At 34.7% G+C, this 25,543-nt stretch carries 26 protein-coding genes and 1 tRNA gene; 19 read left to right on the top strand and 8 right to left on the bottom strand.

Going from position 1 to position 25,543, the window contains the following annotated elements:
• The first annotated feature begins 33 nt into the window (after nucleotides 1-33).
• From QZN45_RS01030 to QZN45_RS01005, 6 genes are all read left to right on the top strand, one after another.
• Nucleotides 34-600, top strand: coding sequence for an exosome complex RNA-binding protein Csl4 (locus QZN45_RS01030; protein WP_292880898.1), 567 nt, complete (start codon nucleotides 34-36; stop codon nucleotides 598-600).
• Between the two features lie 14 nt (nucleotides 601-614).
• Nucleotides 615-896 carry a DNA-directed RNA polymerase subunit L gene (locus QZN45_RS01025; protein WP_292607615.1) on the top strand — a complete coding sequence of 94 codons (282 nt, stop codon included), beginning with the start codon at nucleotides 615-617 and terminating at the stop codon, nucleotides 894-896.
• A 27-nt stretch (nucleotides 897-923) separates the two neighbouring features.
• Nucleotides 924-1,346, top strand: coding sequence for an NUDIX hydrolase (locus tag QZN45_RS01020; protein ID WP_292607618.1), 423 nt, complete (start codon nucleotides 924-926; stop codon nucleotides 1,344-1,346).
• A gap of 76 nt (nucleotides 1,347-1,422) precedes the next feature.
• The gene (locus QZN45_RS01015; RefSeq protein ID WP_292607620.1) at nucleotides 1,423-1,734 is read left to right on the top strand and encodes a transcription factor S; all 312 of its coding nucleotides are present in this window, start codon (nucleotides 1,423-1,425) and stop codon (nucleotides 1,732-1,734) included.
• A gap of 9 nt (nucleotides 1,735-1,743) precedes the next feature.
• Nucleotides 1,744-2,733 carry a DUF308 domain-containing protein gene (locus QZN45_RS01010; RefSeq protein ID WP_292607623.1) on the top strand — a complete coding sequence of 330 codons (990 nt, stop codon included), beginning with the start codon at nucleotides 1,744-1,746 and terminating at the stop codon, nucleotides 2,731-2,733.
• A 26-nt stretch (nucleotides 2,734-2,759) separates the two neighbouring features.
• Nucleotides 2,760-2,833 (top strand) — tRNA-Arg (locus QZN45_RS01005).
• A gap of 1 nt (nucleotide 2,834) precedes the next feature.
• Here QZN45_RS01005 and QZN45_RS01000 read toward each other — a convergent pair.
• Entirely contained in the window at nucleotides 2,835-4,664 is a 1,830-nt protein-coding gene (locus QZN45_RS01000; RefSeq protein WP_296810566.1) for a helicase C-terminal domain-containing protein, read from the bottom strand.
• Between the two features lie 95 nt (nucleotides 4,665-4,759).
• Between QZN45_RS01000 and cobI the strand changes: the two genes are divergently transcribed.
• Nucleotides 4,760-5,464 (top strand): precorrin-2 C(20)-methyltransferase, encoded by a 705-nt coding sequence (cobI, locus tag QZN45_RS00995; RefSeq protein WP_292607630.1) that lies wholly within the window; start codon nucleotides 4,760-4,762, stop codon nucleotides 5,462-5,464.
• Here the strand turns inward: cobI and QZN45_RS00990 are convergent.
• The gene (locus QZN45_RS00990) at nucleotides 5,461-6,231 is read right to left on the bottom strand and encodes a V4R domain-containing protein (RefSeq protein ID WP_292607633.1); all 771 of its coding nucleotides are present in this window, start codon (nucleotides 6,229-6,231) and stop codon (nucleotides 5,461-5,463) included. The two genes, cobI and QZN45_RS00990, sit on opposite strands and share 4 nt — an antisense overlap.
• Before the next feature lie 194 nt (nucleotides 6,232-6,425).
• Nucleotides 6,426-7,136, bottom strand: coding sequence for a tRNA threonylcarbamoyladenosine dehydratase (locus tag QZN45_RS00985; RefSeq protein ID WP_292607636.1), 711 nt, complete (start codon nucleotides 7,134-7,136; stop codon nucleotides 6,426-6,428).
• A 122-nt stretch (nucleotides 7,137-7,258) separates the two neighbouring features.
• On the opposite strand from QZN45_RS00985, the gene QZN45_RS00980 reads away from it, so the two are divergent.
• Nucleotides 7,259-8,023 carry a TatD family hydrolase gene (locus QZN45_RS00980; protein ID WP_292607638.1) on the top strand — a complete coding sequence of 255 codons (765 nt, stop codon included), beginning with the start codon at nucleotides 7,259-7,261 and terminating at the stop codon, nucleotides 8,021-8,023.
• 19 nt (nucleotides 8,024-8,042) lie between these two features.
• Here the strand turns inward: QZN45_RS00980 and QZN45_RS00975 are convergent, their stop codons facing one another.
• Nucleotides 8,043-8,192, bottom strand: a complete 150-nt coding sequence (locus QZN45_RS00975; RefSeq protein WP_292607640.1) for a peptidoglycan-binding protein — start codon at nucleotides 8,190-8,192, stop codon at nucleotides 8,043-8,045.
• 362 nt (nucleotides 8,193-8,554) lie between these two features.
• Here QZN45_RS00975 and QZN45_RS00970 point away from each other — a divergent pair, with 362 nt between their 5' ends.
• A complete protein-coding gene (locus QZN45_RS00970; protein WP_292607643.1) occupies nucleotides 8,555-8,836 on the top strand; it encodes a hypothetical protein in 282 nt (93 codons plus the stop codon).
• 70 nt (nucleotides 8,837-8,906) lie between these two features.
• Here the strand turns inward: QZN45_RS00970 and QZN45_RS00965 are convergent, their stop codons facing one another.
• Together QZN45_RS00965 and QZN45_RS00960 are read right to left on the bottom strand one after the other, a co-directional pair.
• Nucleotides 8,907-9,305: a hypothetical protein gene (locus QZN45_RS00965; RefSeq protein ID WP_292607646.1), complete on the bottom strand. Its 399-nt coding sequence runs from the start codon at nucleotides 9,303-9,305 to the stop codon at nucleotides 8,907-8,909.
• A 140-nt stretch (nucleotides 9,306-9,445) separates the two neighbouring features.
• A complete protein-coding gene (locus QZN45_RS00960; protein WP_292607649.1) occupies nucleotides 9,446-10,675 on the bottom strand; it encodes a hypothetical protein in 1,230 nt (409 codons plus the stop codon).
• A 164-nt stretch (nucleotides 10,676-10,839) separates the two neighbouring features.
• Between QZN45_RS00960 and QZN45_RS00955 the strand changes: the two genes are divergently transcribed.
• The 6 genes from QZN45_RS00955 (at nucleotide 10,840) to QZN45_RS00930 (ending at nucleotide 18,442) form a co-directional block, all read left to right on the top strand.
• The gene (locus QZN45_RS00955) at nucleotides 10,840-12,627 is read left to right on the top strand and encodes an McrB family protein (RefSeq protein ID WP_292607651.1); all 1,788 of its coding nucleotides are present in this window, start codon (nucleotides 10,840-10,842) and stop codon (nucleotides 12,625-12,627) included.
• Nucleotides 12,628-12,635: 8 nt separating this feature from the next.
• A complete protein-coding gene (locus QZN45_RS00950; protein ID WP_292607654.1) occupies nucleotides 12,636-14,513 on the top strand; it encodes a DUF2357 domain-containing protein in 1,878 nt (625 codons plus the stop codon).
• A 257-nt stretch (nucleotides 14,514-14,770) separates the two neighbouring features.
• On the top strand, nucleotides 14,771-15,163 hold the full coding sequence (locus tag QZN45_RS00945) for a (deoxy)nucleoside triphosphate pyrophosphohydrolase (RefSeq protein WP_330048361.1): 393 nt from the start codon (nucleotides 14,771-14,773) through the stop codon (nucleotides 15,161-15,163).
• 1 nt (nucleotide 15,164) lies between these two features.
• A complete protein-coding gene (locus QZN45_RS00940; RefSeq protein ID WP_292883566.1) occupies nucleotides 15,165-15,308 on the top strand; it encodes a hypothetical protein in 144 nt (47 codons plus the stop codon).
• On the top strand, nucleotides 15,301-18,261 hold the full coding sequence (locus tag QZN45_RS00935; RefSeq protein WP_296810670.1) for a DEAD/DEAH box helicase: 2,961 nt from the start codon (nucleotides 15,301-15,303) through the stop codon (nucleotides 18,259-18,261). Before QZN45_RS00940 ends, QZN45_RS00935 begins: the two co-directional genes overlap by 8 nt.
• Nucleotides 18,254-18,442 carry a hypothetical protein gene (locus tag QZN45_RS00930; RefSeq protein WP_296810557.1) on the top strand — a complete coding sequence of 63 codons (189 nt, stop codon included), beginning with the start codon at nucleotides 18,254-18,256 and terminating at the stop codon, nucleotides 18,440-18,442. Before QZN45_RS00935 ends, QZN45_RS00930 begins: the two co-directional genes overlap by 8 nt.
• A 103-nt stretch (nucleotides 18,443-18,545) precedes the next feature.
• Here the strand turns inward: QZN45_RS00930 and QZN45_RS00925 are convergent, their stop codons facing one another.
• Nucleotides 18,546-20,435: a hypothetical protein gene (locus QZN45_RS00925; protein ID WP_296810555.1), complete on the bottom strand. Its 1,890-nt coding sequence runs from the start codon at nucleotides 20,433-20,435 to the stop codon at nucleotides 18,546-18,548.
• A 188-nt stretch (nucleotides 20,436-20,623) separates the two neighbouring features.
• Between QZN45_RS00925 and QZN45_RS00920 the strand changes: the two genes are divergently transcribed.
• Nucleotides 20,624-22,279 (top strand): hypothetical protein, encoded by a 1,656-nt coding sequence (locus tag QZN45_RS00920; protein ID WP_296810553.1) that lies wholly within the window; start codon nucleotides 20,624-20,626, stop codon nucleotides 22,277-22,279.
• A gap of 188 nt (nucleotides 22,280-22,467) precedes the next feature.
• Here QZN45_RS00920 and QZN45_RS00915 read toward each other — a convergent pair whose 3' ends face one another.
• The gene (locus QZN45_RS00915; RefSeq protein WP_296810550.1) at nucleotides 22,468-22,611 is read right to left on the bottom strand and encodes a hypothetical protein; all 144 of its coding nucleotides are present in this window, start codon (nucleotides 22,609-22,611) and stop codon (nucleotides 22,468-22,470) included.
• Between the two features lie 339 nt (nucleotides 22,612-22,950).
• On the opposite strand from QZN45_RS00915, the gene QZN45_RS00910 reads away from it, so the two are divergent.
• From QZN45_RS00910 to QZN45_RS00900, 3 genes are all read left to right on the top strand, one after another.
• Nucleotides 22,951-23,820 (top strand): alpha/beta hydrolase, encoded by an 870-nt coding sequence (locus QZN45_RS00910; RefSeq protein ID WP_296810547.1) that lies wholly within the window; start codon nucleotides 22,951-22,953, stop codon nucleotides 23,818-23,820.
• A gap of 156 nt (nucleotides 23,821-23,976) precedes the next feature.
• On the top strand, nucleotides 23,977-24,855 hold the full coding sequence (locus tag QZN45_RS00905; RefSeq protein ID WP_296810545.1) for an alpha/beta hydrolase: 879 nt from the start codon (nucleotides 23,977-23,979) through the stop codon (nucleotides 24,853-24,855).
• 197 nt (nucleotides 24,856-25,052) lie between these two features.
• Nucleotides 25,053-25,543, top strand: a 491-nt coding sequence (locus QZN45_RS00900; protein WP_296810542.1) for a hypothetical protein, incomplete at its 3' end; no start/stop codon positions are given.

The following is a 25,543-nucleotide window of genomic DNA, read 5'->3' as shown; positions in this document are numbered from 1 at the left end:
TTTTTATTAAATCTTTATTTTGGTGATTTTAATATGAGTATAGAAGAGGAACAAATTGTAATGCCCGGCGATAAATTAGGAATCATCGAACAGTATTTGCCGGGAGAAGGTACTTACGATGACAATGGAGAGATTAAATCATCAGTACTTGGTAACGTTAAAATTAATCAAAAAATGAAGGTTATATCCGTTGAATCAGATGCAAAACCGGCTTTATTGAAAGTCGGAGATGTAGTCTACGGACAGATAACCGACATTAAACCTCAAAGAGCTAATGTAAAAATTGATTGCATAAAAGACAATGCAAGACCATTAGCATTACCGTATATGGGTGCCATTCACATTTCACAGGCAAAAAAAGATTATTTGGAAAAATTGTCTGATGCTTTTAGAATAGGAGACATAGTCCAGGCAAAAGTAGTAAAAATTACTGGAGACAATGTTGATTTGGGCACCGTTGATGATGACTGTGGAGTTTTAAAAGCTATGTGTACACGCTGCAGAGATTATATGCACACTACAAAAAAACAAAACGAACTCCAATGCAATACTTGTAACAAAAAAGAAAAAAGAAAAATATCTAAAAACTACGTTAATTAATTAAGGTTGATATAATGGATGAGAATTTTAAAATTATTGAAGAAAAAACATTAGAATTAACATTTAGAGTAGAAAATGAAAGTCATGGTGTTTTCAATGCACTCAGGCACATTCTAATGCAAGACCCTGATGTCGAATATGCTGTTTACAATATCGATCACCCCCTCACTGGAAAACCTGAAATGACCATCAAGACAAAAAGGGGAAAAAGACCAAGAATCGTATTGAAAAAAGCAGCAGAAGAACTTCAAAAAGAAAGTGCTGAATTCAAAAAACTCATTGACGAAGCTTTATAGCTTCATTATTTTTTTTATTGTGATTTAATGACAGAATATAAGACTCCTTCAGTCACTGCCGATATTTTTATTTTTGACGAAGAGATTAACTTCATACTGGTTAAAAGAAAAAACAACCCATTTATGGATTACTGGGCATTGCCTGGAGGTTTTGTTGAATATGGCGAAAGTGTTGAAAACGGTGCCATAAGAGAAGCAAAAGAGGAAACAAATATTGATGTAACACTGAAAGACTTGGTTGGTGTTTATTCTGACCCTGATAGAGATCCAAGAGGTCACACAATAACAGTAGCTTTCACCGCCACCGGAGACATGAGCAAGATGAAAGCCGACACCGATGCAAAGGAAGTGAAGATTTTTTCAGCCGAAAAATTAGATGAAATCAATATTGCATTTGACCATGATAAAATAATAAGAGACTGTTTAAAAAAGGTCAAAACCACTTTTTAAGGTATATATTTAAATATATTGAAAAAAATATTACAAGATATAAGGAAGATTAATAGATATATAATGGAGGAGTTAAATGGAATTTTGTCCAGAATGTGGAGCAATGTTACTTCCAAAAGACGGTATACTAAAATGCAATTCATGCGGGCATGAAAAAAACCTCTCAGACAACAACGAATATGAGGTTTCTGAAGACATTAAGGAAAGCGATAATGTCAAAATGCTCGGTGAAGACGTAGACGTTGGTCCTATCACAAACGAAACCTGTCCAGAATGTGGACATGATAAAGCTACATACAAATTATTACAAACCCGTAGTGCTGATGAAGCACCTACACGTATTTTTACTTGTGCCAAATGTAAACATACTTGGAGAGCATACGACTGAGGTTTTTTTATGAAAGATTCTAAAGATAAAGAGCATAGAATTTCCAATCTCAAGGATATGATCAATAATGTCAATGAAGATGAAGACACAAGTTATGACGATATCGAAGAAGATAAAGAATTAATCAGATACCTTAATGAAGACAGAGAAGGTTATGGGGATTTGGAAATTGATGACGAATTCATCTATCATCCCGATGAGGATACCAAAAATGCTGTTAATTTAGAAGAAAATCCAATCGATGATGAGTTCCTAATTAAAACACCAAAAGAAAGTGATAATGGTTTGAATGAGGAAGATATCGATTTGAATGATGATAATGAAGTCATCACAGGAGAAATCAGTGAAAACTTTGACAATGTTCTTAATGCCAAAATAGGCAGAACCCCAATTATAGGTGTAGTGAGCACCATTTTAGGATTAATTTTAATCGTATTGGGCGCAATTACTTTCAGTTCACGCAGTGATAGAATTGTGGACAATGTTATTTCAGGAGAAAATAGTTTTATTACAGTAATATTTATCGTATGCGGATTAGTATTATTAATTTATGGAATATACAAAGTAATTGGAATGAGAAACCCATTGGAAGATATTTCAAAGAGTATTGACTCATTAGATAATGAAAATGATACCCCTGCTGAAAAAATGGAAGAAAAGGATCAAAATATCCTTCCGAAAAGCAACATTCCATTGGATAAGGATTCCTTCAAGATAGGCGAATTCAATTTCGGCGAATTAAAAAATACTTTCAAAAAAACAAAATCTGATTCTAAACCTAAAAAAACCACACCTCAAGAAAATATCGATGATATTCCACCTGCTCGTGAAAAACCACCTGAAAGAAAAGGTTTGACAAGTGAGGAAATCGAAGAGATAGAATACGAACAAGTTAAACTTGAAAACGAAACTATTGATGATATTTTTGCTGAAGTTGAGGGTATTGAGGACATTCCTATAATATCTGTTGATTCTAAAGAAGAAGGTAAAAAAGAATAAATTTTTTATCTTTTATTATTTTTTTAGGGCCTGTGGTCTAGTCAGGAATGACGCAGGACTTCGGATCCTGAGATCGGGGGTTCAAATCCCTCCAGGTCCGCTCATTTTTTTACGCGAACAACTGCTTCCTTGAAAAAGTCAGGAATCAGTGATCTGTACATCGGACTTTTAAAGAGCATGTTGATGTCGCTGTCGATAATGTATGTATAGCATGAATCGTCTTCAGCTCTCATTCCACGGCCGTAAGCCTGCATAAGGGTCATTACCGTTTTATAGGCATACCATTTTTTATCCCTTTTCATTCTCATGTTGACCTGCTTGTCTCCAAGATACGGGAAAGGAATCTTGTAGATTACCTGGAATCTGCACTTGTCGTAAGGCAAATCGACTCCTTCACTCATTGACGGTGAAATGAGAACCAACGGATTTTCATCCTTTTCAAAGAAATTCAATATTTGTTCCCTGTTTTGTGATGTATGGGAAATCAGACGTGAGTTGTTAAGGTTGCGGGTAATGTACTGCTGGCATTTGTAGCTGTGGGTGTGAATAAGACCCTTGTCGCCCTCATGCTTTTTGAGGATTTCCTGCAGAATCGGAATTGTCTTTGGAGCGGTGTTCTTGATTCTGTTTGCAGACATCTTTCCTGCCAAATCAAGAATGATAGGCCTTTTTTCCTTTGTGAAAGGACTGTCCACCTTGATGTGATAGACTTCAGCAGGATTCAAGCCCAGCCATTTTGAAAACATCTTGTGGGAAAGGATTGTAGCGCTCATGAAGATGACTACATCCCCATATTTCAACAGGTTATCCTTGGCATAGTGGTGAACCCTCAACGGCTTGAATGTAACTCCGAATTCATCTGTGTCGATGACCCAGTTTTTAGGCTCCTTTTCAAGGTTGTTTCTCAGGGTTTTAAGCCTGGAAATTGTTGAGCGGATTCTGTCGGCCTTGTTTTTGGTGACTTCCTTCAGGTCAATGTCTTCATAGCTGTCGCCGATAGCTTCAATTTCCATTTTCCAATCTTCCAGTTCACCATCTTTCAATGTTTCCTTGGATATTGCCTTGTTAATGTCCTTTTCAAGGGTTCTGTTGTACAGTGTGACTTCCATTGTTGCCATGAGCTTGTTTTCGATGTTGTGTGCTTCGTCAAGAATCAGAAGTGACCTTGTGCCGAAGTGCTTTACATAGTTGAGCTCCATTATCGCATAGTCATAGTTCATCAGAGTTATCGGAGAGTTGATTGCATTTGCCTTTTGATTCCAGTAATGGCAATGGCTTCCGGACTGATAAAATACAGATCCACCAAATGAATCCTCGAATGCAAGTTCCGCATCAAGTGTCGGGTTTTTGGCAACTCCATACTGACAGAAGAAGTTGCTTGAATTTGGTGTTGTCTTGCATGTTCCCATATCGCAGGTAGTCTCGAGATTGTCATTAAGACAGGCGAAATTTCCCCTTCCCTTTACCAGAGGAAAATCGAATTCGGTGGAATACTGTGACTGCAGCTGCTTTGTCATTGTCAGGATGTATGCTGATTCATACATTTTGGCAAGTGTGGTTGCAATTGCAGATTTTCCGGTACCTGTTCCTGCCTCAAGAACAATATATTTGTACCCTTTTCTTATTGCATCGTAGATATCCTGAATTATTTCAAGCTGACCCAGCCTAGGCTGTTCAAAGGGAAAATTTTCTATTATTATATCGTCGATATTAGGATTGAGTTCCTTGAGATATGCTGATGTTCCTTCATCAAGCTTATGGTCATCAACCGAATAGACTTCAGGAATCTCATCATCCAAAATAGAAGATGTTCTTTTTTTGGAAAAACTAAACAGGTTAGTAGGACCCTCTGATTTATTTTTACGACTTGTTTTACAGGTACAATTACTTTTAAGCATACCGCAATTTGGACAAAACATAGAATTAGACATTAACATTATATTAGTTGATATACTATAAATAAATTATAGAAATCATATTTGAAAAAATAATATCAGATTTAATAATTCTTAACTAGAGTGATTATATGGCAAAAAAAGGAAAATTGATTGGAATTGGTGTTGGACCTGGAGATACTGAATTGCTTACCCTGAAAGCGGCAAAGGTTTTGGAAACAGTGCCTGTAGTTTTCTCACCAAAATCATCAAAGGAAAAAGAAAGCATTGCACTGTCAATTGTCAGACCGGTTCTTGAAAAAAGAAAAGATTACAAAAGACTCATGCTTGTTGAACCAATATTTCCAATGATTGAAGACAAAAAAGAGCTTGAAAAAGTCTGGACAAGCGCTTCTGAAATGATTGCCCAATACCTTGACAGCGGAAGGGATGTAGCTTTCATAACCCTTGGAGACAGTTCAATATTCAGCACATACTCATACGTTCAAAAGAAACTTATTGGAAGATACGAAATCGAAACAATACCTGGAATTACTTCATTTACAGCATGTGCTGCAGCACGTAACGAAGCTCTTGTGGAACAGAACGACATTTTAACAATCGTGCCTAAAATAGACGATAGGCTTGAAGAGGTATTGGATTACAGCGACTCAATCGTGCTTATGAAAGCATCAAGAAATACTTCAAAACTGGAAAATACAATCGAAGAGAAAAACAGACCTAAAGAAATCTATTCAGTTGAAAACTGTACAAGAGAAAACGAAAAAATAATTGAAGGATTTTCAAATGAAAAGCCTTACCTTACAACAACAATAATAAAATTCAGTGATGACTAATAGTTTTTAATCGGAAGAGGCTCGACCTCAAAGACACATTTTTCATCACCCATGGTGTAACATTGGGTTTCTATTACGCTGACGGGCATTTTGAAGTATTGTGAGAATAATGCTTCAAATATTCCTGTGTCTAAAAAGCATGCAGGCTTTCCTGTTCTTGGAAGCAGTTCGCATTCAAAACAGTCGTAGGTTGTTATTTTAATTATCTGACCTATTTTAAATGAAACCCTGCCTAAACCTTTTTTCTTCCAGAATTCCGCAATGTTTCCCATGAAAACCTCCAAATCCTCATCATATAATTTATCGAAAAGGGAATTTCCTATGCTGTTTCCTGTGGATTGCATAATAGGATCAATGTTAATTCCTTCCTGTATAAGCATTGACTTTAAAGTATGAAAGAGCAATGTTGAAAACTCGGCATCATCATTTATAAGATTTTCAACAAGGTAATCTGTCTGGGTTTCCTTGATTTCCTTTGGATCGGTATAGTTGACGGAGCCGATGTATTTTGAATTGAGATAGAATATCTTTTTTCTGTTATCTACCGGGTGTACTCTGTAAGATATTACTCCACTTTCTCTTAAGCTTTTTAAGTGAACTGAAACGGTTGATTTTGATTTACCGGTATTGTTAACAATCTCTTCAAATTCCATGTCACTATCTCTAAGCATTTCCAAAATAGTGAGCTTTACTGGACTTTTGATTACGTTTACCCCAACATCATCATTCAAGTTGGAGAAAATTTGGATAGGTTTTTGTTCTTTCATTTTGGAACTCCGAATTTTATACAGTTATATTTTAAATTATCAGTTAATAAATATATCTAAAACGGAATAATAAGAAGGTTATTCAACAAATTTAAGCAAATATTGAACAGTTTTGAATCAAATCAGTGAAATAATACGAACTGTTCGCTTAAAACAAAATAAAATAGTTCACTTATCAGGACATATTGAAAAAATCAGACCCCTGCAATATCCTTTATCACTTCACCGGCAATCATCAAACCTGCAACTGAAGGCACAAATGAAACGCTGCCTTTCACCTTAAACTTTCGGTCATGATTTATAGGACAGTCATTTGTGTTTATTGCATGTTCCTTCGAATATACCACTTTCAGTTTCTCGATATTTCTCTTTCTCATGTCCTTTTTCATTATCCTTGCAAGGGGACAGACTGAAGTCTCATATATGTCGGCAACCTCAAACATTGTCGGGTCAAGCTTGTTTCCGGTTCCCATTGAAGACATTACAGGAACGCCAATCTCATCGCAGGCACATATGATTGCAATCTTGGCCATTATCGTATCCACGCAGTCAACGGCATATGACAAATCTTTTGTGATGATGTCCAGCTCACAGTCATCCATGTAGAATTCCTTGTAGGTTTCAACATTGGCATCGGGATTTATGTCCAAAATCCTCTCCTTCATCAGGTCAACCTTATATTTGCCGATTGTTTTTGTTGTTGCAATTAGCTGCCTGTTGATGTTGCTTTCATCAATCTTGTCAAAGTCCACCAAAACAAAGTTGCCCACTCCGCTTCGGGCAAGTCCTTCACATACAAAAGATCCGACACCGCCAATGCCGAAAACTGCAACCTTTGCATTGGCCAGTTTTTCCATTCCATCATTTCCAATTAACATTTCTGTTCTTGAAAACTTCCCTTCCATATAAAAGTCACCAAAAATTAATTAAGATATATAACTAATTATATAATAAAACAATAAAAAGTTAATGCCCAAATAATTTTATAGATTCGATTGATTAAACAACATTTTTAGTGATGATCTTAATGATAATAGACACACACTGCCATATTTATGATAGTGAAATGGAAGATGCAGATGAAATAATAAGGCAAGCTGCAGAAAATGACATCCAACTAATATTGAACGGTACCGACCCCCTAAGCAATATTGAAGTATTGAAATTATCTTCCAGATATGACAATGTCCATGCCGCCTTGGGATACCTATACCCATTTGCAGACGAAGTGAGTGATGAAGACATCACATTATTGGACAAGCAGATTGAAAACAATAATGTGGTTGCAGTGGGAGAGATAGGCATCGACTATTACCACACCAAAGAAAACAAGGAAAAACAGAAGGAACTCTTTGAAAAAATGCTGGAGCTGTCAGAAAAGCACGGCCTTCCCGTGATTGTGCATTCAAGAAAATCAATGCAGGACACATTCGACATCCTGAAAAGCCATGACGTTGTGGGATCCATGCACTGCTATCAGGGTTCAGCCGAAATGGCTAAGGAATTCGTCAAGATAGGATTTAACATTGGAATAGGCGGACCGGTTACCCACAAAAACAACAAGAAAGTGAAAAAAACGCTTAAAAATGTTGGCATTGACAATATCGTTCTGGAAACTGATTCCCCATATTTAAGTCCCGAAGAAAAGCGGGGAGAGGTGAATACTCCTTTTAATTTAAAATATATAATCAGAAAAATAGCCCAAGAGTTAGATATGGCTGAAGATGATGTCGTGAAAACAACTTCCCTAAATGCAAAAAAAATGTTTAAATTGAACTGCCCCGGCCTTTAAAGACCGAGACAATTCAACACTAAATTATTCCAAGTTTTTTGGCCTTTTGGAATTGTTTTACTGCCTTTACAGTGAAATCCCTATAATTTCCATCGACCTTATAAACTTTGCCGGAAGATGATTTGTAGTATCCCTTGCTTATAAGTGCCTTTTGGATTTTTTTAACCATTTCGTGGTTTTTGCTTTCTTGGCTATTGTTTTAAATACTGTTTTTACAGTCAGTTTCACTTTTTTGCTTGCTGCATTGTAATTTTTGTTTCCAAGACATTTCTTTTTAAATGATATGTAACATGTTTAAATTTTACATATAATATTTTGGATATGGCGAATATTATCCACCTAATTAGAAAAAAAGAGAATTATATACATATTTTGGAGAATGAAAAAAACTAGGATTATCATTTGCCTGTGTATGAATTAAAGGTTTTCATTTAACTTACTTAAATACCTTTTTAAACATATCTATGCTTGATTATAGGATGAAAATCCAGTATCATGCAACACTGCAATTCAAATCGGGAGGTGAATCAATTGAAAAAGTTATCTTTCACTCAGAAGTATCTGATAATCCTTGCGGCGGTTATGGTTGGAAGTGCAGTTCAGGTAACCCATACCATATCTCCGGTCGATGACAGGACATGGATGTATGGGATGATTGGAATTGTTTCTATCGCCATGTTTATCCTGGCAATCATTGACAGACAGGGCATCGACAGAGCACTGACCTATTTTATCGTCAACATTATCGTTTGCGGAGCAGTAATCTTTGCAGGATTTTTCATTGGAACCCTTCTGACAGGAGGATTTTGGTGATTTTTTAGTACTTTATATGGGGACAAATTCATTATGTCCCCTATTTTTTTGATATTCATTACGTGGAAATCTATCTCATCTGATACCAATAGCTTTCCTCGGTGTCAGGATTATACATTCTCTTATAGTCATGCCCCCCTTCACTTTTGACAGGCTGGTCATGAGTGTACGCCCAGCTATCATCACCTTTTTGGGATTCATCCCATCTGTCTACATATTCGTCAGTTCCAAACTCAGGATCGCTTTCATGTGTAGATGCAGAACTTTCAGGAGATGTCTGATGTGAATCCTCTTCGGGAGTTGCATTGGTGACATTTGTAACATTTGTCGTATTTTTTGTAATGTTTGTAGTGTTGTTTGTTGACGTTATATTTTTTTGAGTCGAATTGTGCTGTGTCATTATCATAAATGCAGCTGCACATATAATGGCAAAAATTAAAATTAACATAGCAATTTTTTTAGAATCCATTTCATCTACCTAGTTCTATCTAATGTTTCCAAATTTTTAAATCTTAAAAAATGAAATAAATGAAGATTGACCATTATTTCACAATTTTTGTTATGTACCAAAAAGTTTTTAATTAATTTTTTAACACAATGCCATTGAATTTATTTATGGAATTTTATTTTTACTATTGCAGTTCTAATATTGGTGTATACTGGATATCTATGATGGCTAGTTCCTATGTTTACCTGATTTTTCTTCCAATTAGTCCATTTACCGTTGATTTTATATTTTGTATAATATTTTGTGTTTGGAACTAATTTACCATTTTTATATAAAAATGTATCAACATATTTATAATGACCAATGTAACTTCTCCACATATCAAAAATTATTGTTTGAATTTTAAACTTACCGACTTTTTTAGTAGTATATTGTTTTTTTGCTTTAATAGTTACAATTTTGTATTTTGATGCAACCTTTTTCTTTTGAGTAGTTTTTTTATTTGTGGTAGATGTTTTCTTAACAGAGTTACCAACTTTATATATTGTTATTTTACTTTTAAATGTTCCAGAATAGGAGTTTGTATAAGGAGTTATGATAATCTTATGAGCTCCAACTTTTAAATTTTTTGTAGGAATTTTTATCCAACTACACTCTTCAAACATTACGGATTTAATTTTATATGTTTTGTATTTTGAACCAGTATATATTTTTACTTTGAAATAGGTATTTTTAACAGGCTCATATGACTTTTTATTGAATATTTCTATCTTATAGAAAGTATTTTTTTTATATTGTGCGCTTGCATGGCCATAACCATCATATCCTACTGGAACTTGTTTGATAATTAAATTTTTTGTAAATGCATATTGTCCATCAATATATGCTTCAAGCTTGTGTGTTCCAACTTTAATATTTTGGCAGTTGACATATGTTGATGATTCTATAGAGAATGAATGAGGCATGCCTGTTTTGTCTACAATATCATAAGATTTTTTGCAGTATGTCCCATCATAAATTCTTATTTCAATTTTAGAATCGGTATTATCCCCATCATCTGAATATTGGGAAAATTCATAATCTAAATCAAAGCCTTCTCCATAATAACAAAAATATGAACTTTTTGAGGATGTAAATGTAATCTCCTTTGTTGAATGAACATCATCATCCATTACACTTTTTTTGTAAATGTCCAAATTTGATTCTTTCAAAAAACCATCATCTGTTTCTAATGACATAATTTCATCATCTACTTTATTAATAGTACTATCCGGAATATCTTCTAAATTTATTATTTCTGTTGTTTTATTATTGTCTATTGCATTAACACTACCTATTGTTAAAATAGCTAAAATCAAACATGAAATAATTATTATTTTTTTAAATTTCATAATTTCAACCTGTTCATTAGATAATATAATTATTTTATTAACAAGTTATTTATAATTTAAGTATTTCTTCTAATCATCATTTTTTAATATATGTTTATATATAAATTGTATTGATTATTAAAAATTGAATTTAATTGGTAAAATTGCTTTGAGTAGGTAGTATTATGTCTGAAAAATCAAAAGTTGACTCATTTTATAAATTCTTAATATCTAATGGATATTATTTTGATAAAGAATTAATTGAAAATTATTTATTATCTTTAAAAGTTAAACCTTTTGAAATTTTAACTGGAAATTCAGGGACTGGAAAAACAAAATTATCCCAGTTATTTGCTAAATTTATAAATGGAGATATCAACTTAAAAAAAGAAGAAAACAATGATAAAGGTTATTTCACCTTGAAAGTTAAAACTAATTATTCTTCTTGGGAAAATAATGGTTGGACACTTCAAAAGGATGAAATTTCAAGTGTCATACCGATTAACGAATGTGGTGCTAAATTCGATATGGTTGTAGACGGTATTTCTGCAAAAGGAGATATTAAAACACTAGTTCAATTATACTATGACAGTGAAAAACTTAAACAACATTTTAAAGATTTGTATGATGAAAATCCTAATGGTTCTGTTGATTTAAAAGTTTCTTGTGATGATTTAAAAGAATTTATTTCTAAAGATTATATTAAACCCAATGGCAGTATCTTACTAAAACAAAAATCCAACCAGTCAGCGTTTGAAAAAAGACAATGGTTTGCTCATAAAAATATCTTTAATTATTACCCTTTTGATTCAGGATATTCAAAATGCAATGTTATTGTTGATGGTATCAAATCAACTGCAAAACTTAGAATTACTCCAAAAATAACCTATAAAAAGAATGATAAATTGCAGAATTACTTAAAAGATAATGATGGAAAAGAAGTAAATGTCGAATTAAAGATAAAATCATTTGATTTTGAAGATTTTATATCTGATTGGGATTGTTCTAAATCTCGAAAAACAGAATCTTTAGATGTGGAGTGTGCTGATTCAAAATATATCATTGTCCCAGTTGGAGCCAATTGGACAGACAACACCAACATTGTGGGTTATTATAATGTAATTACAGAAGATTATCAACCAACACCCGCTTATAAATTAATTAAACAAGCTCAAGACGACCCAAACCATCCATATTTCCTTATTTTAGATGAAATGAATTTATCTCATGTCGAAAGATATTTTGCAGATTTCCTATCAGCTATTGAAAGCTATGAAGAAATTCCACTATACGGCAATAATGAATCATTAAATCTTCCAGATAATCTTTTTACTATTGGAACAGTCAATGTTGATGAAACAACCTACATGTTTTCACCTAAAGTTCTAGACAGAGCAAATACAATAGAATTTGAAACGTTAACCGCTTGGGATTATATGGTATCTGATACAAGTGATGACGATTTCAAAGGAAATATTGATTATTTACAATCCCCGTTAATCGATTCAGAAATATCCAACTTAAACATTGATGATTTAAAGCAAATATTGTCAAACATCAATTACAATGGCGATACACTATGGGAAACATTGGCAATGGAACTTACTGTGCTTCAAGAAAACCTTAAAGATTCAAGTTTTGACTTTGGATTTAGAGTAATCAATGAAATATTGAGGTTTATGATAGTGGCATGGAGATATGAAAACTCTCCTGATGAATGGAACAATTGGGAAAGATATTTTGATGCACAAATAAAACAAAAAATCCTTCCAAAATTACATGGATCTGAAAAGGCTATTGGTAATGTCCTGACTAGTTTATTCAATCTTTGTTTGGAAGAGAGAAACAATAACGAAAACCCTAAAAACTTTGACATTAACAAAAACAATTGCAGATATTACACTTCTGCCTTAAAGCTTCAAAACATGTCTAAAGTATTATCAGACCAAAGATATGTTTCATTTATAAATTAAGGATTCAGATGATTGAGCAAAAAGTTATTATTCATTTAACTGATGAGAACTCCAGTGAAATTGGAATGCTGAGTGTCAGCTCTATTGATTACAGATTGGATAAAGAATCAAAAGAGAAATTATCTTCATCGATAACATTGGAAAACATTCCCTTTGTTGACAACCCCGATAATGAAACTCCAATCCAATATTGTGAAAACATCTCCACAAATTTTGCCAAATTGATGTTTTTAGAGGAAACAGAATATCAGATATTATTTGAATCCCAAGATGTTAATGCAAGTTATGATGTATTATATTCACTTGTCAAAATGAATGACAGTCATTTTAAACCATTCAGATTTGATTTGGGAGACAATAACAAATTTAAAATAGCTGGAACACTAAATTTCAGAAGTTACGTCGGCAAATCATTTTTGGATGTAAGAAAAAATGGAATTAATTCAATTAAAATTCCTATTGAAGTTAGATCTAAAAAAATAGATTATTTTACCCAATATTCAGCAATGATAGCTGATTTATCCCAACATGCATTAAGCCTAATTTTTGAAGTAAATTCCCCATTGTATCAGGAATTTGAACTTGATTATAATCAGAAGGAAACATATTATGAAGATTTCATGTTTTTGGAATATTTGTTTAGAGAGGACAACTTACCGTCAATATTTGAATATTTGTCTAAAAATCTGCATTCACAACTCAAAAGCCATGTTGAAACAGTACCATTGTCATTGGCATCAAATATTAATCAGAATACTTTAAGAAATATTGTATCAAAACCCAGCAATTTGTTCGAGTCTGATGCTGATTTTGGTATTGTTAACAAATTAAATGGTTATATTCCTCGTGATATAGACCAAATCAAGCATGAGGATATTATTGACATTCCCGAAAACAGATTTTTCAAATACTTTTTGGAATTGATTCAAAATCTGGTTGAAAAATTACTTGAAAGCTCAAAAGAAGGATACATTAAAGATAAATTATTGTATTTTAGAGATGAAATTGAATATTATCTGTCAAACAAATTCTTTAATCATATCTCAGCAATGGACTATGTTCCCTTCAACTCCCAAATTTTGCAGAAAAAGGAGGGTTACAGAGAAATATTTCATTACTTTTTAATGCTTGAATTTTCATTCAGGTTAAGTTGGGATGAAGTAAATGATCAATTTAAAGGATTTGAGAAAAAATTATCAGAGTTATATGAATATTGGTGTTATTTCAAACTATTAAAAGTATTAAATGAATTAAGCGTTGATAAAATAAGTTTTGAAGATGTTTTCAAAATCAATAAAGACAACTGGTCTATAACTATTAAAAAAGGAGTTCAATCAGCAAAAAACTTTAAATTAAATTTCGATGGCAATGACATTAAAATCAAACTGTTTTACAATTTAAGATTTTCAGATAATTCTCCATACAGATCATATTCACTTGCTTTTAGACCAGATTACACATTAATGGTCACAATCGGTGAACATATGCATTATATTCATTTCGATGCCAAATACCGTTCAGAACTTGAAATCATCGATTTTTACTCAAAAATTGGAAAATCCAATGAAGAGTTAGATAAAGAAATCAATAAAAGAGATGAACTTGAAGAAAAGGAATATGTCTTTAAAGATGGAGATATATATAAAATGCACACTTATAAAGATTCTATTTTACAAACTGAAGGGTCATATGTGTTATATCCTGGAAGCAAAACAAAAAGATTTAGAGAGTCTGAATTGATTATTCCATCTGTTGGAGCATTTTCATTAACCCCTGGAAATGATGATGTTGAAGAAGATAATTTAGCAATTTTTATTAAAGAAGTTCTTAAGACACTTCTATTCAATCATGGTTTGATGCCATTTAGTTGGGATAGTGTAAATTAAAGAATTTATCGGAAGCTTTACAACAAAATAAAATTTTAAGACTAATATAATTGTTTTTTAGGAAAAAAAGTTTTAACATTAAGAATGGGAAAATCCCATCCTTTTCCACAAATTTCGTCATGTTTGACATGACTGAACATCACTGATGTCATAAATTTAGATAATAAACCATAGTCATTAATGTTTCCCTAATGTCATTGTGTTATTTTTTCCTGAAACTTTATAACGTAAGCTGCCAAATATTTAACCAGAGTATCATGAAAACTTTAAATGTTGTAGCAGCCATTATCAAAAAGGACAATAAGATTTTGGCCACAAAACGAGGATATGGCGAGTTCATTAACATGTGGGAATTTCCGGGCGGGAAAATAGAGACCAACGAAACCAAAGAAGAAGCTCTAATAAGGGAAATAAAAGAAGAGCTTGACTGCACAATAAAACCCACAAAATTCGCATTGAATCTGGAATATCAATATCCTACTTTTTATCTCAAGATGAGCTGCTTTGAAGCTATAATAACTGAAGGAACTCCAAAACTCCTAGAACACAACGATGCAAAGTGGCTTTCCAAAGACGAACTTGACGACGTTAACTGGATTCCAGCCGACATTGAGGCTGTGGATTATCTTAAAAAGACCATGGAGGATTAGCATGGACAGATTACAAATGGCAAAAGACAAAAAGGCCGAACTTGAAGGCAAACTCGAAAAAGTAAAGGGAACTCCAAGGGAAGAGGAATTCCAAATGCAGCTTGACAAAATCAACCAACTGATAGAACATCTTGAAAATGAATAACCTGAACACCGACGACATCATTAACGGAGCAAGAACAGCTTTCATTGACGAACACATCAGCTCCAGCTCTGACTTTAAGCCAAAGTTATTGTACAATGACAGAAATTCCAAGGTCATAAACTCAATAAGGGATGAGCTTAGAAACTGCGACGAGTTCATATTTTCATCAGCATTCATCACCATGGGAGGCATAACACCGCTTCTGGAGGAGTTTCGCTACCTTGAGGAAAACAACATCAAGGGAAAAATCCTTACGACTGATTATCTGAACTTCACCGAACCTAAAGCGCTGAAAAAGCTTCAGAGCTTTAAAAACATTGAAGTAAAGCTTTACCTTCAGGAAAAGGAAGGATTTCACACCAAGGGATACCTCTTCAAAAAGGACAATATCTACAGAGGAATTGTGGGAAGTTCCAACCTGACCATGAATGCACTTTCCGTCAACAAGGAGTGGAACGTTGAGTTTACTTCACTAACAGAAGGGGAAATGCTGAGTGACCTGAAATCCGAATTCAACTCATTGTGGGATGAGGCGGAAAATCTGGACGACGTGCTTCCGGAATATGAAAAGATTTACGATGACAGCAGGAAATTCTCAGACCTTAGAAAAATCACCCAGAGCATCAAGGAAACTAACGTCACATTAACGCCGAACTATATGCAGGAGCAGTTTCTGGACAATGTCAGAAATCTCATCAAACAGGGTGAAAACAGGGCGATTCTTGTTTCTGCCACAGGTACCGGAAAAACCTATGCTTCCGCCTTTGCGGTAAATGACTTCAAGCCAAAAAGGTTTCTGTTTTTGGTTCACCGTGAACAGATTGCAAAGCAGTCTATAAAAGCCTATAAAAACGTTTTTACAGACCATAACAAGTTCGGTTTATTATCTGGAAACTCAAAGGACTTTGAAAAGCCTTATCTTTTCTCGACAATACAGACAATGAGCAAGGATGACGTCTACACCAGATATGACAAAGATTATTTTGACTATATCATCATTGATGAAGTTCACAAGGCAGGTGCATTGAGCTATCAAAAGATATTCAATTATTTCGAGCCGGAATTCTATCTTGGAATGACCGCTTCACCTGAAAGGACTGACGGCTTCAACATCTATGACCTTTTCGACAACAACATCGCTCATGAAATCAGACTTCAGGAAGCTTTGGAAGAGGATTTGCTCTGTCCTTTCCACTATTTCGGAATCACTGACGTGGAATTTGACGATAACACAATCGATGATGATTTCAGGGACTTCAATCTGCTTGCATCGGAAAAGAGAGTCAATTACCTTCTGGAAAAGTCCGAGTTTTACGGATATTCGGGAGACAGGATAAAGGCACTAGTATTCTGTTCCAGAAAAAAGGAAGCCCAACTTTTAGCAGAGGAATTTACAAAAAGAGGCCACCCTTCAATTGTACTGACAGGTGATGATCCGCAGGAAAAGCGTCTTGAAGCAATCGACCGCCTTACAAACGACAGCAATCCAAATAAGCTTGAATATATCTTCACGGTTGATATCTTCAATGAGGGTGTGGACATTCCAGAAATCAACCAGGTATTGCTTGTAAGGCCAACCGAGTCTCCAATCATCTTCATCCAGCAGCTTGGAAGAGGACTTAGAAAATACAAGAACAAGGAGTTTGTGGTGATTCTGGATTTCATCGGCAACTACAAGAACAACTTCATGATTCCTATTGCCCTATCCGGTGACAGGTCATATGACAAGGACAAGTACAGGAAATATGTGATGGAGGGAAACAAGATCATTCCCGGAGCTTCATCAATCAATTTTGATGAAATTTCTAAAAAGCGTATATATGATTCAATCAACAACTCATCATTTTCAAAAGTGGCACTGTTTAAAGAAAAGTACAATCAATTAAAATACAAACTTGGAAGAATTCCTTCATTATATGACTTCGCAATTCAAGGAGAATTCAATCCCGAAATCATCCTCAACCACAACAAGTTTGACACATTCCACACATTCCTGAAATATGTCGAAGATGACTATTCAAGCGAACTTAAAGATGAGGAGCTTGCCGCATTGAGATTCATTTCAAAAAAGCTAATCAAGGGAATAAGACCCCACGAGCTTGTGATTTTAAGCTGCCTCATATACAATAGGTATTTCACAGTAAGCCAGGTGGAAAAATACCTATATGAAACTTATGGACTTGAAAACCAGTTCGAATCAATCAAAAGCGCAATCAATATCTTGAGCATGAACTTCTACAGAAAGGAGACAAGCGACGACTATCAGGCAAACACCATACAGTTCGTATCACAGGATGACATTGACATTGAAAATCTGTTCTTCAAATTCGACAAAAGCATCTACCGCAACCTCAAGGACAATGAAGACTACAGATTTGAAATATCCGACACATTCAGGGATGCGATAACAAATCCATTTTCCTTAAGCCAGATAAAGGATGCAATCAAATACGGATTTTACAAGTATGAAAATGTCTATGCAGACAAAAAGCCGTTCAAATTATATGAAAAATACTCAAGGGAAGACGTATTGAGGCTCATGAACTGGGAAAGGTTCATGAACGGACAAAACATCGGCGGATACAAAATCAAATACGACACCTGTCCGATTTTTGTAACCTACAACAAGTCGGAAGACATTTCAGAAACAATCAACTACGAAGATCATTTCATTTCAAAGGAAGTGTTCAATTGGATGAGCAGAAACAACAGGAAAACCTCTTCACCGGAACTGGAACCTCTGATTAACTACAATGGAGTCGATACTCAGTTATTCATTCAGAAAAGCAATGATGAAGGTATTGAATTCTACTACATCGGCAAACTGACTCCGATTTCCTACAGGCAGGTTTACAGAAACATTAACGGGAAGGATCAGCCAATCGTCAATTTCAAGTTCAAGATAGACACAGAAGTAAAAGACGAGCTTTATTCTTATTTTGTAAATGATTGATTACATTGAAATTATTCAACGCAACTCCACTTTAATCAGACATACATTAACATTAACGTCACCAATTCCCAAATTCAAATTCAAAAAACTTGAGGATATATATCCAGGAGCAAAAATCACTCAAAATTCCAAAAACGCTGGCGTTAATGTCTCAAGAATCATCCCATATGGAAAAAAATAAAAAAAGTTGCAATGATTTACATTGCATTGAAATAACCTTGCGTTAATGTCGCTCAACTTGAATGTATGAGATACAGTGCCGGAAGCGACCAGTCAAAGTCAAGTTATTTAACATATCTTCCCACACCGTTTGTCATGGCATAGTTGAATTGTGGGTATTTTTTTGCGGATTTTTTGATTACAAGTTTTGTAGTGGCAGATCCAGTGTATTTAGGGCCTTTCACAATGATTTTGACCTTGTGTGTGCCTGCTGAAAACTTGTTTGTCTGAATTGCACAGATTCCATTGCTGTTGACCAGCTTGTGTTCCGGGCCGCTTACCAGATTGAATGTCTTGGCCTTTTTGCCGGTGTAGACTTTCACCTGCACTTTTACTTTGTTTAGAAACATTTTAGCACCATTGTCATATATTCCACAGACAAGTAGGCTTGAATCCTTTGAAGCAGAGGTATGTGTTATAATTTTTAACTTTTTAGGGTTGATTTTTATGCTGGATGAAACAGATTTTGCACTGAATCCGGTTCCAACGCTTATGACAACCTTGTGACTTCCTACGGCAAGTGATGAAGTTCCATAATATGCAATTCCTTTTGAATTAGTGGTTAAAGTAACTGTTTTGTACTTTTTGCCTGTGTAGACTTTAAGTTTCACTGTCACACCGCTTACAGGCTTGTTGTTATTGTCAACCACTTTCACTGCAAATGATTTTCCGGACTGGTATGTTGTTGTAAGCTTTGTCGGCTTTAGGGTGACTGATTTTTTAGAGATTTTAACGTTTGTAAGAATTGCAATGTTTGAATCTTCATCAGCACATCTTGATGCAACAACATAGTTTCCAGGGTTCAAATTCATCCTGTAGGTTGCTATTCCGTTTGACAATGTGTATTCAAAATCAGTCAGATAAATTTCATCCATATTGTTTTCCTTGAAGATGAAAATGTCCATCTCTTCATATGCCACAGGATCCCCATTTTTGTCAACGACCTTAATGGATATCTTTTTGTCGTTTTTGTAGTTTCCGGATTGGGTGATTGTGACCTTCTTATTGTATTCAGGCAACATGGTTACATTTACATAATCGTTGTCGATTCTTGACTCGGTGCAGTTGTCCGCACTTCCCCACAGCATGTTGTTTCCATAATCAGCAGTATTTGACAAAAATACGCAGGAAACAGCATCACACCTATATAAAGCGCCTCCGAATTTTGCCTTGTTGAGCATGAATACGGAATCATTGACATAACATTTGGTATCTCTATTGTTGTAGATGGCACCTCCACTTGCTCGGGCTATGTTCATGTAAAAATTGGTGTTCAATATGCTGGAGGTTCCCATATCTGCAATAGCTCCACCGAATTGGGCGCTGTTCTCGAAAAACCAGTTTCCAATGGATACTAAAGTTTTGGTATTGTAGATTGCACCTCCGATGGCCTCATCTTCATCATCGACAACTTTTATTGTGTTGTAGTTGAAGTGGCAGTTTATTATTGAAAGCAGATTGGAGTTATATATTGCGCCTCCGGTTCTTGCGGCGGTACTGTTTTCAATTGTACAGTTGTTCAGTGTCAAAGACCCCATGTTGAAGATGGCTCCTCCGGAATAGAATTTGTTTTGGTTTGAGCTTATTATTTTCAGGTCATTTATTGTTACTTTTGAGTTTTCGGAAATTACGAATGTACGTGCAGAGTTACTGTAGATTACATGATTGTTACCGTTGATTGTCATGTCCTTGTCAATGCTTATTCCGCCAAACAGTTCGCTGTCTTCAGTGGAGTCGTATTCGTAATCATTATACAATGTTACAGTTGAACTTTTGGCAATGCTTTGATTGAGAGCAGTGAAAGTTCCCCTGCCTGTCTCCAGATTTGAATTTTCATCGCTTAATTCCAATGTATCGCTAACTGTTTCATCAGTGCTGTTTGAATCGCCTGCACTGACCGCCCCAATAGTTAGGACCAGTAAAATTAAAGCGAAAAGTAGCTTTTTGTATTTCATATTAATATATCTATTGCAATGTCAATATAAGTGGAGTAAAGTCAAAACTTTATTCAAAAATTCTTTTAATATTCCAATATCACAACCAATATCTAAACAATAAAACATATATTATTGAACAAATAATTTTATATAATGAACCCAATTCCTGATTGGGCAACTTTAAATTAATAATAAGTGGTGAATAAATGAAGTATGTTAAAATAGCAATATTGTTTGCTGTATTGTTTTTAAGCATCAGCTTTGCTTATGCATCTGACAATTCAGTCAATGAAACGTTGGATTTAACAAAATCCGATGAAACTTCAATAGACAGCACTGAAAATGTTGAACCTGTCCAACAAACGGAAAACATTTCAGATAGTGATGTTTTGGGTGCATCAGCACAATCAGCAGACAGCAAAAATGTAAATAAAGTCGCTTCGAATTCGACAAAGGAAGATTTGAAAATCGTTAAAAGTTCTAATTTTGTTAAGAAGGGCAATACATATTCTCTTCAATTGACCACTTCTAACGGCAAGGCAGTTGCAAATAAAAAATTGAGCGTAAGCTTCAACGGAAAAACATATGCAAAAACTACTGATTCCAATGGCAAATTTGGAATTGCAACCAAGACAACCTCAACTTCAGGGACATTGAAGGTCACATTTAATGGGGACAAGACCTACAATGCATTTTCAAAGTCATATAAACTATATACTGTCAATATGCTTTCAATCAACATCGCAAATGCGAAACTGCTCACCAACGGCTACCTGAAAATATATATTACAGCTTCCAAAAAGTTCATTGCAAACAATACAGTTAAAATAAGCATTGGCGGCAAGGTATTTAAGAAAAAGGCAAATGTAGAGGGATTCGTTGTCATAAAACCTCAGTTAAGTGCCAAAAAATACACAGTTACCGTAGATATCAACAAGTATTCCAAAACCAAAAAGGTCAAATGCATCAAGGGTGATGTAAAAAATCCATTCAAGACAAAAGTTGCAATGGTAAATGGCGCTCCGGATATCGATTCCATGCCTTCAAATTTTGTCAAGGGAATTGGCGATGCCAAATACACTCTCACAAAAGAGCAATATCAGGAAGTGCTTAAAAGAGACAGTTATGCTTTGTTTTTATATGGAAAACTATCAAAATATGTCTGCTTTAAATCAAAATCAGCTCCTAAAACTTACCATATTCTCCATAGAAGCAAATGGAACGTGATTGAACAGGCAATCAACATCAAACTGGTTAAAAAGAACGGCTATAACTACTGGCCAAGTTCAGTTACCGCATCCCTTAAGGGCAAATCTCTTACATATTCCGAAGTTAGGGATATTCAAAACTACGGATATACCTGCGGACCTACATCTGCCAGTGTCTGCAGTCAGGCTCTGAAGAAGTATTATTCTGAAAAATATTTCCAGACAGAGGCTCATGTGACTGACGGAATCAACATTCCAGATCTTAAAAACGTTTTGGAAGATAACGGGTTCAAGGCATCCTATTATTATTCCGTGGACAGCGGCGTAAGCCAGCTGTCCAAAGGTGGAGTTGCGCTGATTGCATTCCTGCCTAACCATTACGTTTCTGTTATAGATGTGAGCAAGGACGGCAAAAAGATTTTAGTGAGCAATTCCTATGGAGCATATAATGTTGGCGGCAATTCCAGAATTCCGACAGGCTGGGTGTCATTAAGCAAGTTCAAAGCAAAATTTGCTGGTGTTGGATTGGTCGTTAAACTTAATTATAAATTGTCTAAAAAAGTCAAAACTGAAATTAAGAATTATTATAAAAGTATGGGTCCTAATTGGGCTAGACAAAACACTAACGAAAGAATTCCAAATGTGCCTATCTGATTTGATTTGTGAATGCTAATCAAATCAAAGGCATTTAACATGGCCTATCCGACATTGACGATGCCGATTTCAAAAGCCTGAAATAATATTGAATATTTAACTTTGACAGTTTTTCAGAAGTCCTGCAGTTAATGTCAAAAATTATTATAATCTTTTAAAACATGTCTTATGATGACATGCAAAACAGCTCATGCATCCTTTAAAATCATAGCTATACAAATCAATGTATTCCACATTAGTTCCGTTGTTTTGAGCCCCTTCAACCACATTTTTGCATAGCTCTGCAGTGTTTCCCCTTTTTTTGGACTTGCATTAATAACTGTCAAATTCACAGTATTACATTTGAAATCAATGTTAAAAATATGCTTACATATAATCCATTTTTAAAATGAGATTGCGATTTTTAAAGCCCTGCCGTTAATGTCAAAACACAGGAGAAATTGAAGTTAAAAGTTTTCATTTGATTTGACCAGTAGAAAAATCAACCAAACGACAGCTGCAATATAAAAATAGTAACAACTATTATTTAATTTAAACATATATATTAATATAAAGATGAAATTTATCTCAGATGAATAAAAAAAAGACAATTAAAGAAAAATTAGATGAAATCAAAGAATCTAGAGACTAAATTCAATTAAAAATTATTTGTGGTGTGAAAAATATCAAGGATGTCAAAGATTGTGGAAACTGCACTGGACAAAAAGCATCGTGAATATGTTGACGATGCCAATAAGGCTGATGAACATATGCAGGAGCGTTCTCTTGAAGAGGACGAACCTTATAAAATACCAAAATGGATATATCGCACTAAGGTTGAAACAAGAGACATGTTCGGATGCCAGATGGTAATCTTTAATGAAGTTGAAGACTGTGAACGCCTGGTCATATATCTTCATGGTGGAATATATGTTAACGAGATTAAGTCTGTTCACATTAATTTCTGCGATAAACTTGCAAAAAAGGTTAATGCATGCGTATTTGCTCCAATATATCCTCTTGCTCCAAACCATACCTATGAAGAAACCTACGAAATCGTTGAAAAGCTATATAGACATTTGCTTGAAATGAATAAGCCTATCATAATCATGGGAGATTCTGCCGGAGGAGGATTGTCTGCAGCATTTGCTGAACATTTGGATGTTATTGATTTGCCTCAGCCTGAAAACTTAATTTTAATATCCCCTTGGCTTGATGTGTCAATGTCTGGAGATTATGATGAAGTGGAAGCTGATCCAATGCTTGGAGTGGATGGACTGCGTGAAATGGGTGAAACATGGGCAGCCGAACTTGATCCGAAAGACTATAAAGTAAGTCCACTCTTTGGAGAAGTAGAAAATCTTGCAAAAACAACACTCTTCGTAGGAACTCATGAAATATTCTATCCGGATGTCGTAAAATTCTACAACAAACTAAAAGATAATGGTGTTGATGCCGAACTTAATGTTGGTGAAGAAATGACTCACGTTTATGCCATTTACCCATTGGTTTCAGAATCAAAGGAAGCATTCAAGCACATTGTTCAAGTAATTTTAGATTGAATGGGGAGTTGACTGCAGATAATATTTAACTCCTTTTTCTAATCAAAAATTTCAAATCAATAACGTTTTTGAAAGAGTCCAATTTTTACAGAATTTATTAGATTTTATATAATTTAATAAATATACTTCATAATAATCAACACAAAAGGTATCAAAATGTCAAAGAGATCAAAAATTGTAGAAAAGATTTTGGAAAAAAATCATCGGGAATATATGGATGATGCCGATGCGGCCGAAGAGCATTTGAAGGAACGCTCCGCTGTAGAGGATGAAACCTATAAAATACCAAAAAAAGTCTATCACACAAATGTTGAAAGCAAGAACCTGTTCGGATGCCAGATGCTGACTTTCAACGATGTTGAAGATACAGAGCGCATGGTCATATATATTCATGGAGGAGGATACGTTAACGAAATCAGACTGCCCCACATTTCCTTTTGCGACAGGCTTGCAAAAAAAATCAATGCATGCGTATTCTCTCCGATATACCCTCTCGCTCCAAACCATACCTACGAAGAGACATATGAGATTGTTGAAAAGCTCTATAATCACCTCCTGACAACCGAAAAGCCAATTATAATCATGGGCGACTCAGCCGGAGGAGGATTTTCTGCAGCATTCTGCGAATATCTGGCAGTTAAGGATATGCCTCAGCCTGAAAACCTAATTCTGATATCACCATGGGTTGACATGTCAATGTCCGGAGACTATGACGATGTTGAATATGACCCTATGCTTGGAATTGAGGGTGCTCGTGAAATAGGCAAAGCATGGGCCGGAGATTTGGACACTAAAGACTATAAGGTAAGTCCACTGTTTGGAGAAGTGGACAAGCTTCCTAAAACCACAGTATTCGTAGGGACTCACGAAATAATATATCCTGATATTGTCGAATTTTACAACAAACTGCACGATAATGGCGTTGATGCCGAACTGATTGTCGGTGAGGAAATGAGCCACGTATATCCCCTCTATCCGATGGTTCCAGAAGCAAAAGAGGCATTCAATCAGATTGTTGAAATACTTCTTGATTAATCGAGTAGATGAATTGATTCATCTACAATTTTATTTTTTTTACAGTTTCACCCGTACCTAAAAAAGCTTATTTTTTAACCACATTTCTAATTTTGGTAAAAAAAACCTCACACCGCGAGAGTTTAATGGAATACTATTAATACTTAAAAAAAATATAACTTCACACATAATAAATGAATAGAATTTGGTGAAATCATATGTTCAAGAAAAAGATTTATCTATTTCTGATAATTGTCATTGGCCTAATAGCCATTTCAGCAGTAAGCGCTGCTGATGATAATGCAACGGACATTATCAGTATAGATGAAAATGAAAAAATAATTTTAGAAGAAAATTCAAACGAAAATGTTTTGAATATTGAAAATGATGACAATAAAGTATCTACTAATAGTACAGACACCTTTAATGATTTGAATGATGCAGTTGAATTGACTCAGGACTATGCTTATGATTCAACTGGAGACAGTTCCCTTAAGAATGGAAATGTTTTAAAAAGCAATTACAAACTAGGAAGCACTGCATTAACCGCTGAAGAACTTAAAAATACAACAATTGACGCAAACATAACAACCTATGAAGAATATGTGACCATAACTGTCGAATTAGACAAAAACACAACAGGATTCGTACAATACAACTTAACCGGACCTGAAAACTACATAGTCTATATGAATATAGAAAACGGACA

Origin of the sequence: uncultured Methanobrevibacter sp. (assembly GCF_900314695.1) — an archaeon.
Classification (GTDB): Archaea; Methanobacteriota; Methanobacteria; order Methanobacteriales; family Methanobacteriaceae; genus Methanocatella.
Note: the sequence above shows the minus strand (reverse complement) of the source record. Positions and strands in the feature narration are given on the sequence as shown.

Bases quoted from the DNA above. Each gene is read 5' to 3' on its own strand.
- QZN45_RS01030 (WP_292880898.1), top strand. From the start codon at position 34: ATGAGTATAGAAGAGGAACAAATTGTAATGCCCGGCGATAAATTAGGA.
- QZN45_RS01025 (WP_292607615.1), top strand. From the start codon at position 615: ATGGATGAGAATTTTAAAATTATTGAAGAAAAAACATTAGAATTAACA.
- QZN45_RS01020 (WP_292607618.1), top strand. From the start codon at position 924: ATGACAGAATATAAGACTCCTTCAGTCACTGCCGATATTTTTATTTTT.
- QZN45_RS01015 (WP_292607620.1), top strand. From the start codon at position 1,423: ATGGAATTTTGTCCAGAATGTGGAGCAATGTTACTTCCAAAAGACGGT.
- QZN45_RS01010 (WP_292607623.1), top strand. From the start codon at position 1,744: ATGAAAGATTCTAAAGATAAAGAGCATAGAATTTCCAATCTCAAGGAT.
- QZN45_RS01000 (WP_296810566.1), bottom strand. From the start codon at position 4,664: ATGTCTAATTCTATGTTTTGTCCAAATTGCGGTATGCTTAAAAGTAAT.
- cobI (WP_292607630.1), top strand. From the start codon at position 4,760: ATGGCAAAAAAAGGAAAATTGATTGGAATTGGTGTTGGACCTGGAGAT.
- QZN45_RS00990 (WP_292607633.1), bottom strand. From the start codon at position 6,231: ATGAAAGAACAAAAACCTATCCAAATTTTCTCCAACTTGAATGATGAT.
- QZN45_RS00985 (WP_292607636.1), bottom strand. From the start codon at position 7,136: ATGGAAGGGAAGTTTTCAAGAACAGAAATGTTAATTGGAAATGATGGA.
- QZN45_RS00980 (WP_292607638.1), top strand. From the start codon at position 7,259: ATGATAATAGACACACACTGCCATATTTATGATAGTGAAATGGAAGAT.
- QZN45_RS00975 (WP_292607640.1), bottom strand. From the start codon at position 8,192: ATGGTTAAAAAAATCCAAAAGGCACTTATAAGCAAGGGATACTACAAA.
- QZN45_RS00965 (WP_292607646.1), bottom strand. From the start codon at position 9,305: ATGGATTCTAAAAAAATTGCTATGTTAATTTTAATTTTTGCCATTATA.
- QZN45_RS00960 (WP_292607649.1), bottom strand. From the start codon at position 10,675: ATGAAATTTAAAAAAATAATAATTATTTCATGTTTGATTTTAGCTATT.
- QZN45_RS00955 (WP_292607651.1), top strand. From the start codon at position 10,840: ATGTCTGAAAAATCAAAAGTTGACTCATTTTATAAATTCTTAATATCT.
- QZN45_RS00950 (WP_292607654.1), top strand. From the start codon at position 12,636: ATGATTGAGCAAAAAGTTATTATTCATTTAACTGATGAGAACTCCAGT.
- QZN45_RS00945 (WP_330048361.1), top strand. From the start codon at position 14,771: ATGAAAACTTTAAATGTTGTAGCAGCCATTATCAAAAAGGACAATAAG.
- QZN45_RS00940 (WP_292883566.1), top strand. From the start codon at position 15,165: ATGGACAGATTACAAATGGCAAAAGACAAAAAGGCCGAACTTGAAGGC.
- QZN45_RS00935 (WP_296810670.1), top strand. From the start codon at position 15,301: ATGAATAACCTGAACACCGACGACATCATTAACGGAGCAAGAACAGCT.
- QZN45_RS00930 (WP_296810557.1), top strand. From the start codon at position 18,254: ATGATTGATTACATTGAAATTATTCAACGCAACTCCACTTTAATCAGA.
- QZN45_RS00925 (WP_296810555.1), bottom strand. From the start codon at position 20,435: ATGAAATACAAAAAGCTACTTTTCGCTTTAATTTTACTGGTCCTAACT.
- QZN45_RS00920 (WP_296810553.1), top strand. From the start codon at position 20,624: ATGAAGTATGTTAAAATAGCAATATTGTTTGCTGTATTGTTTTTAAGC.
- QZN45_RS00910 (WP_296810547.1), top strand. From the start codon at position 22,951: ATGTCAAAGATTGTGGAAACTGCACTGGACAAAAAGCATCGTGAATAT.
- QZN45_RS00905 (WP_296810545.1), top strand. From the start codon at position 23,977: ATGTCAAAGAGATCAAAAATTGTAGAAAAGATTTTGGAAAAAAATCAT.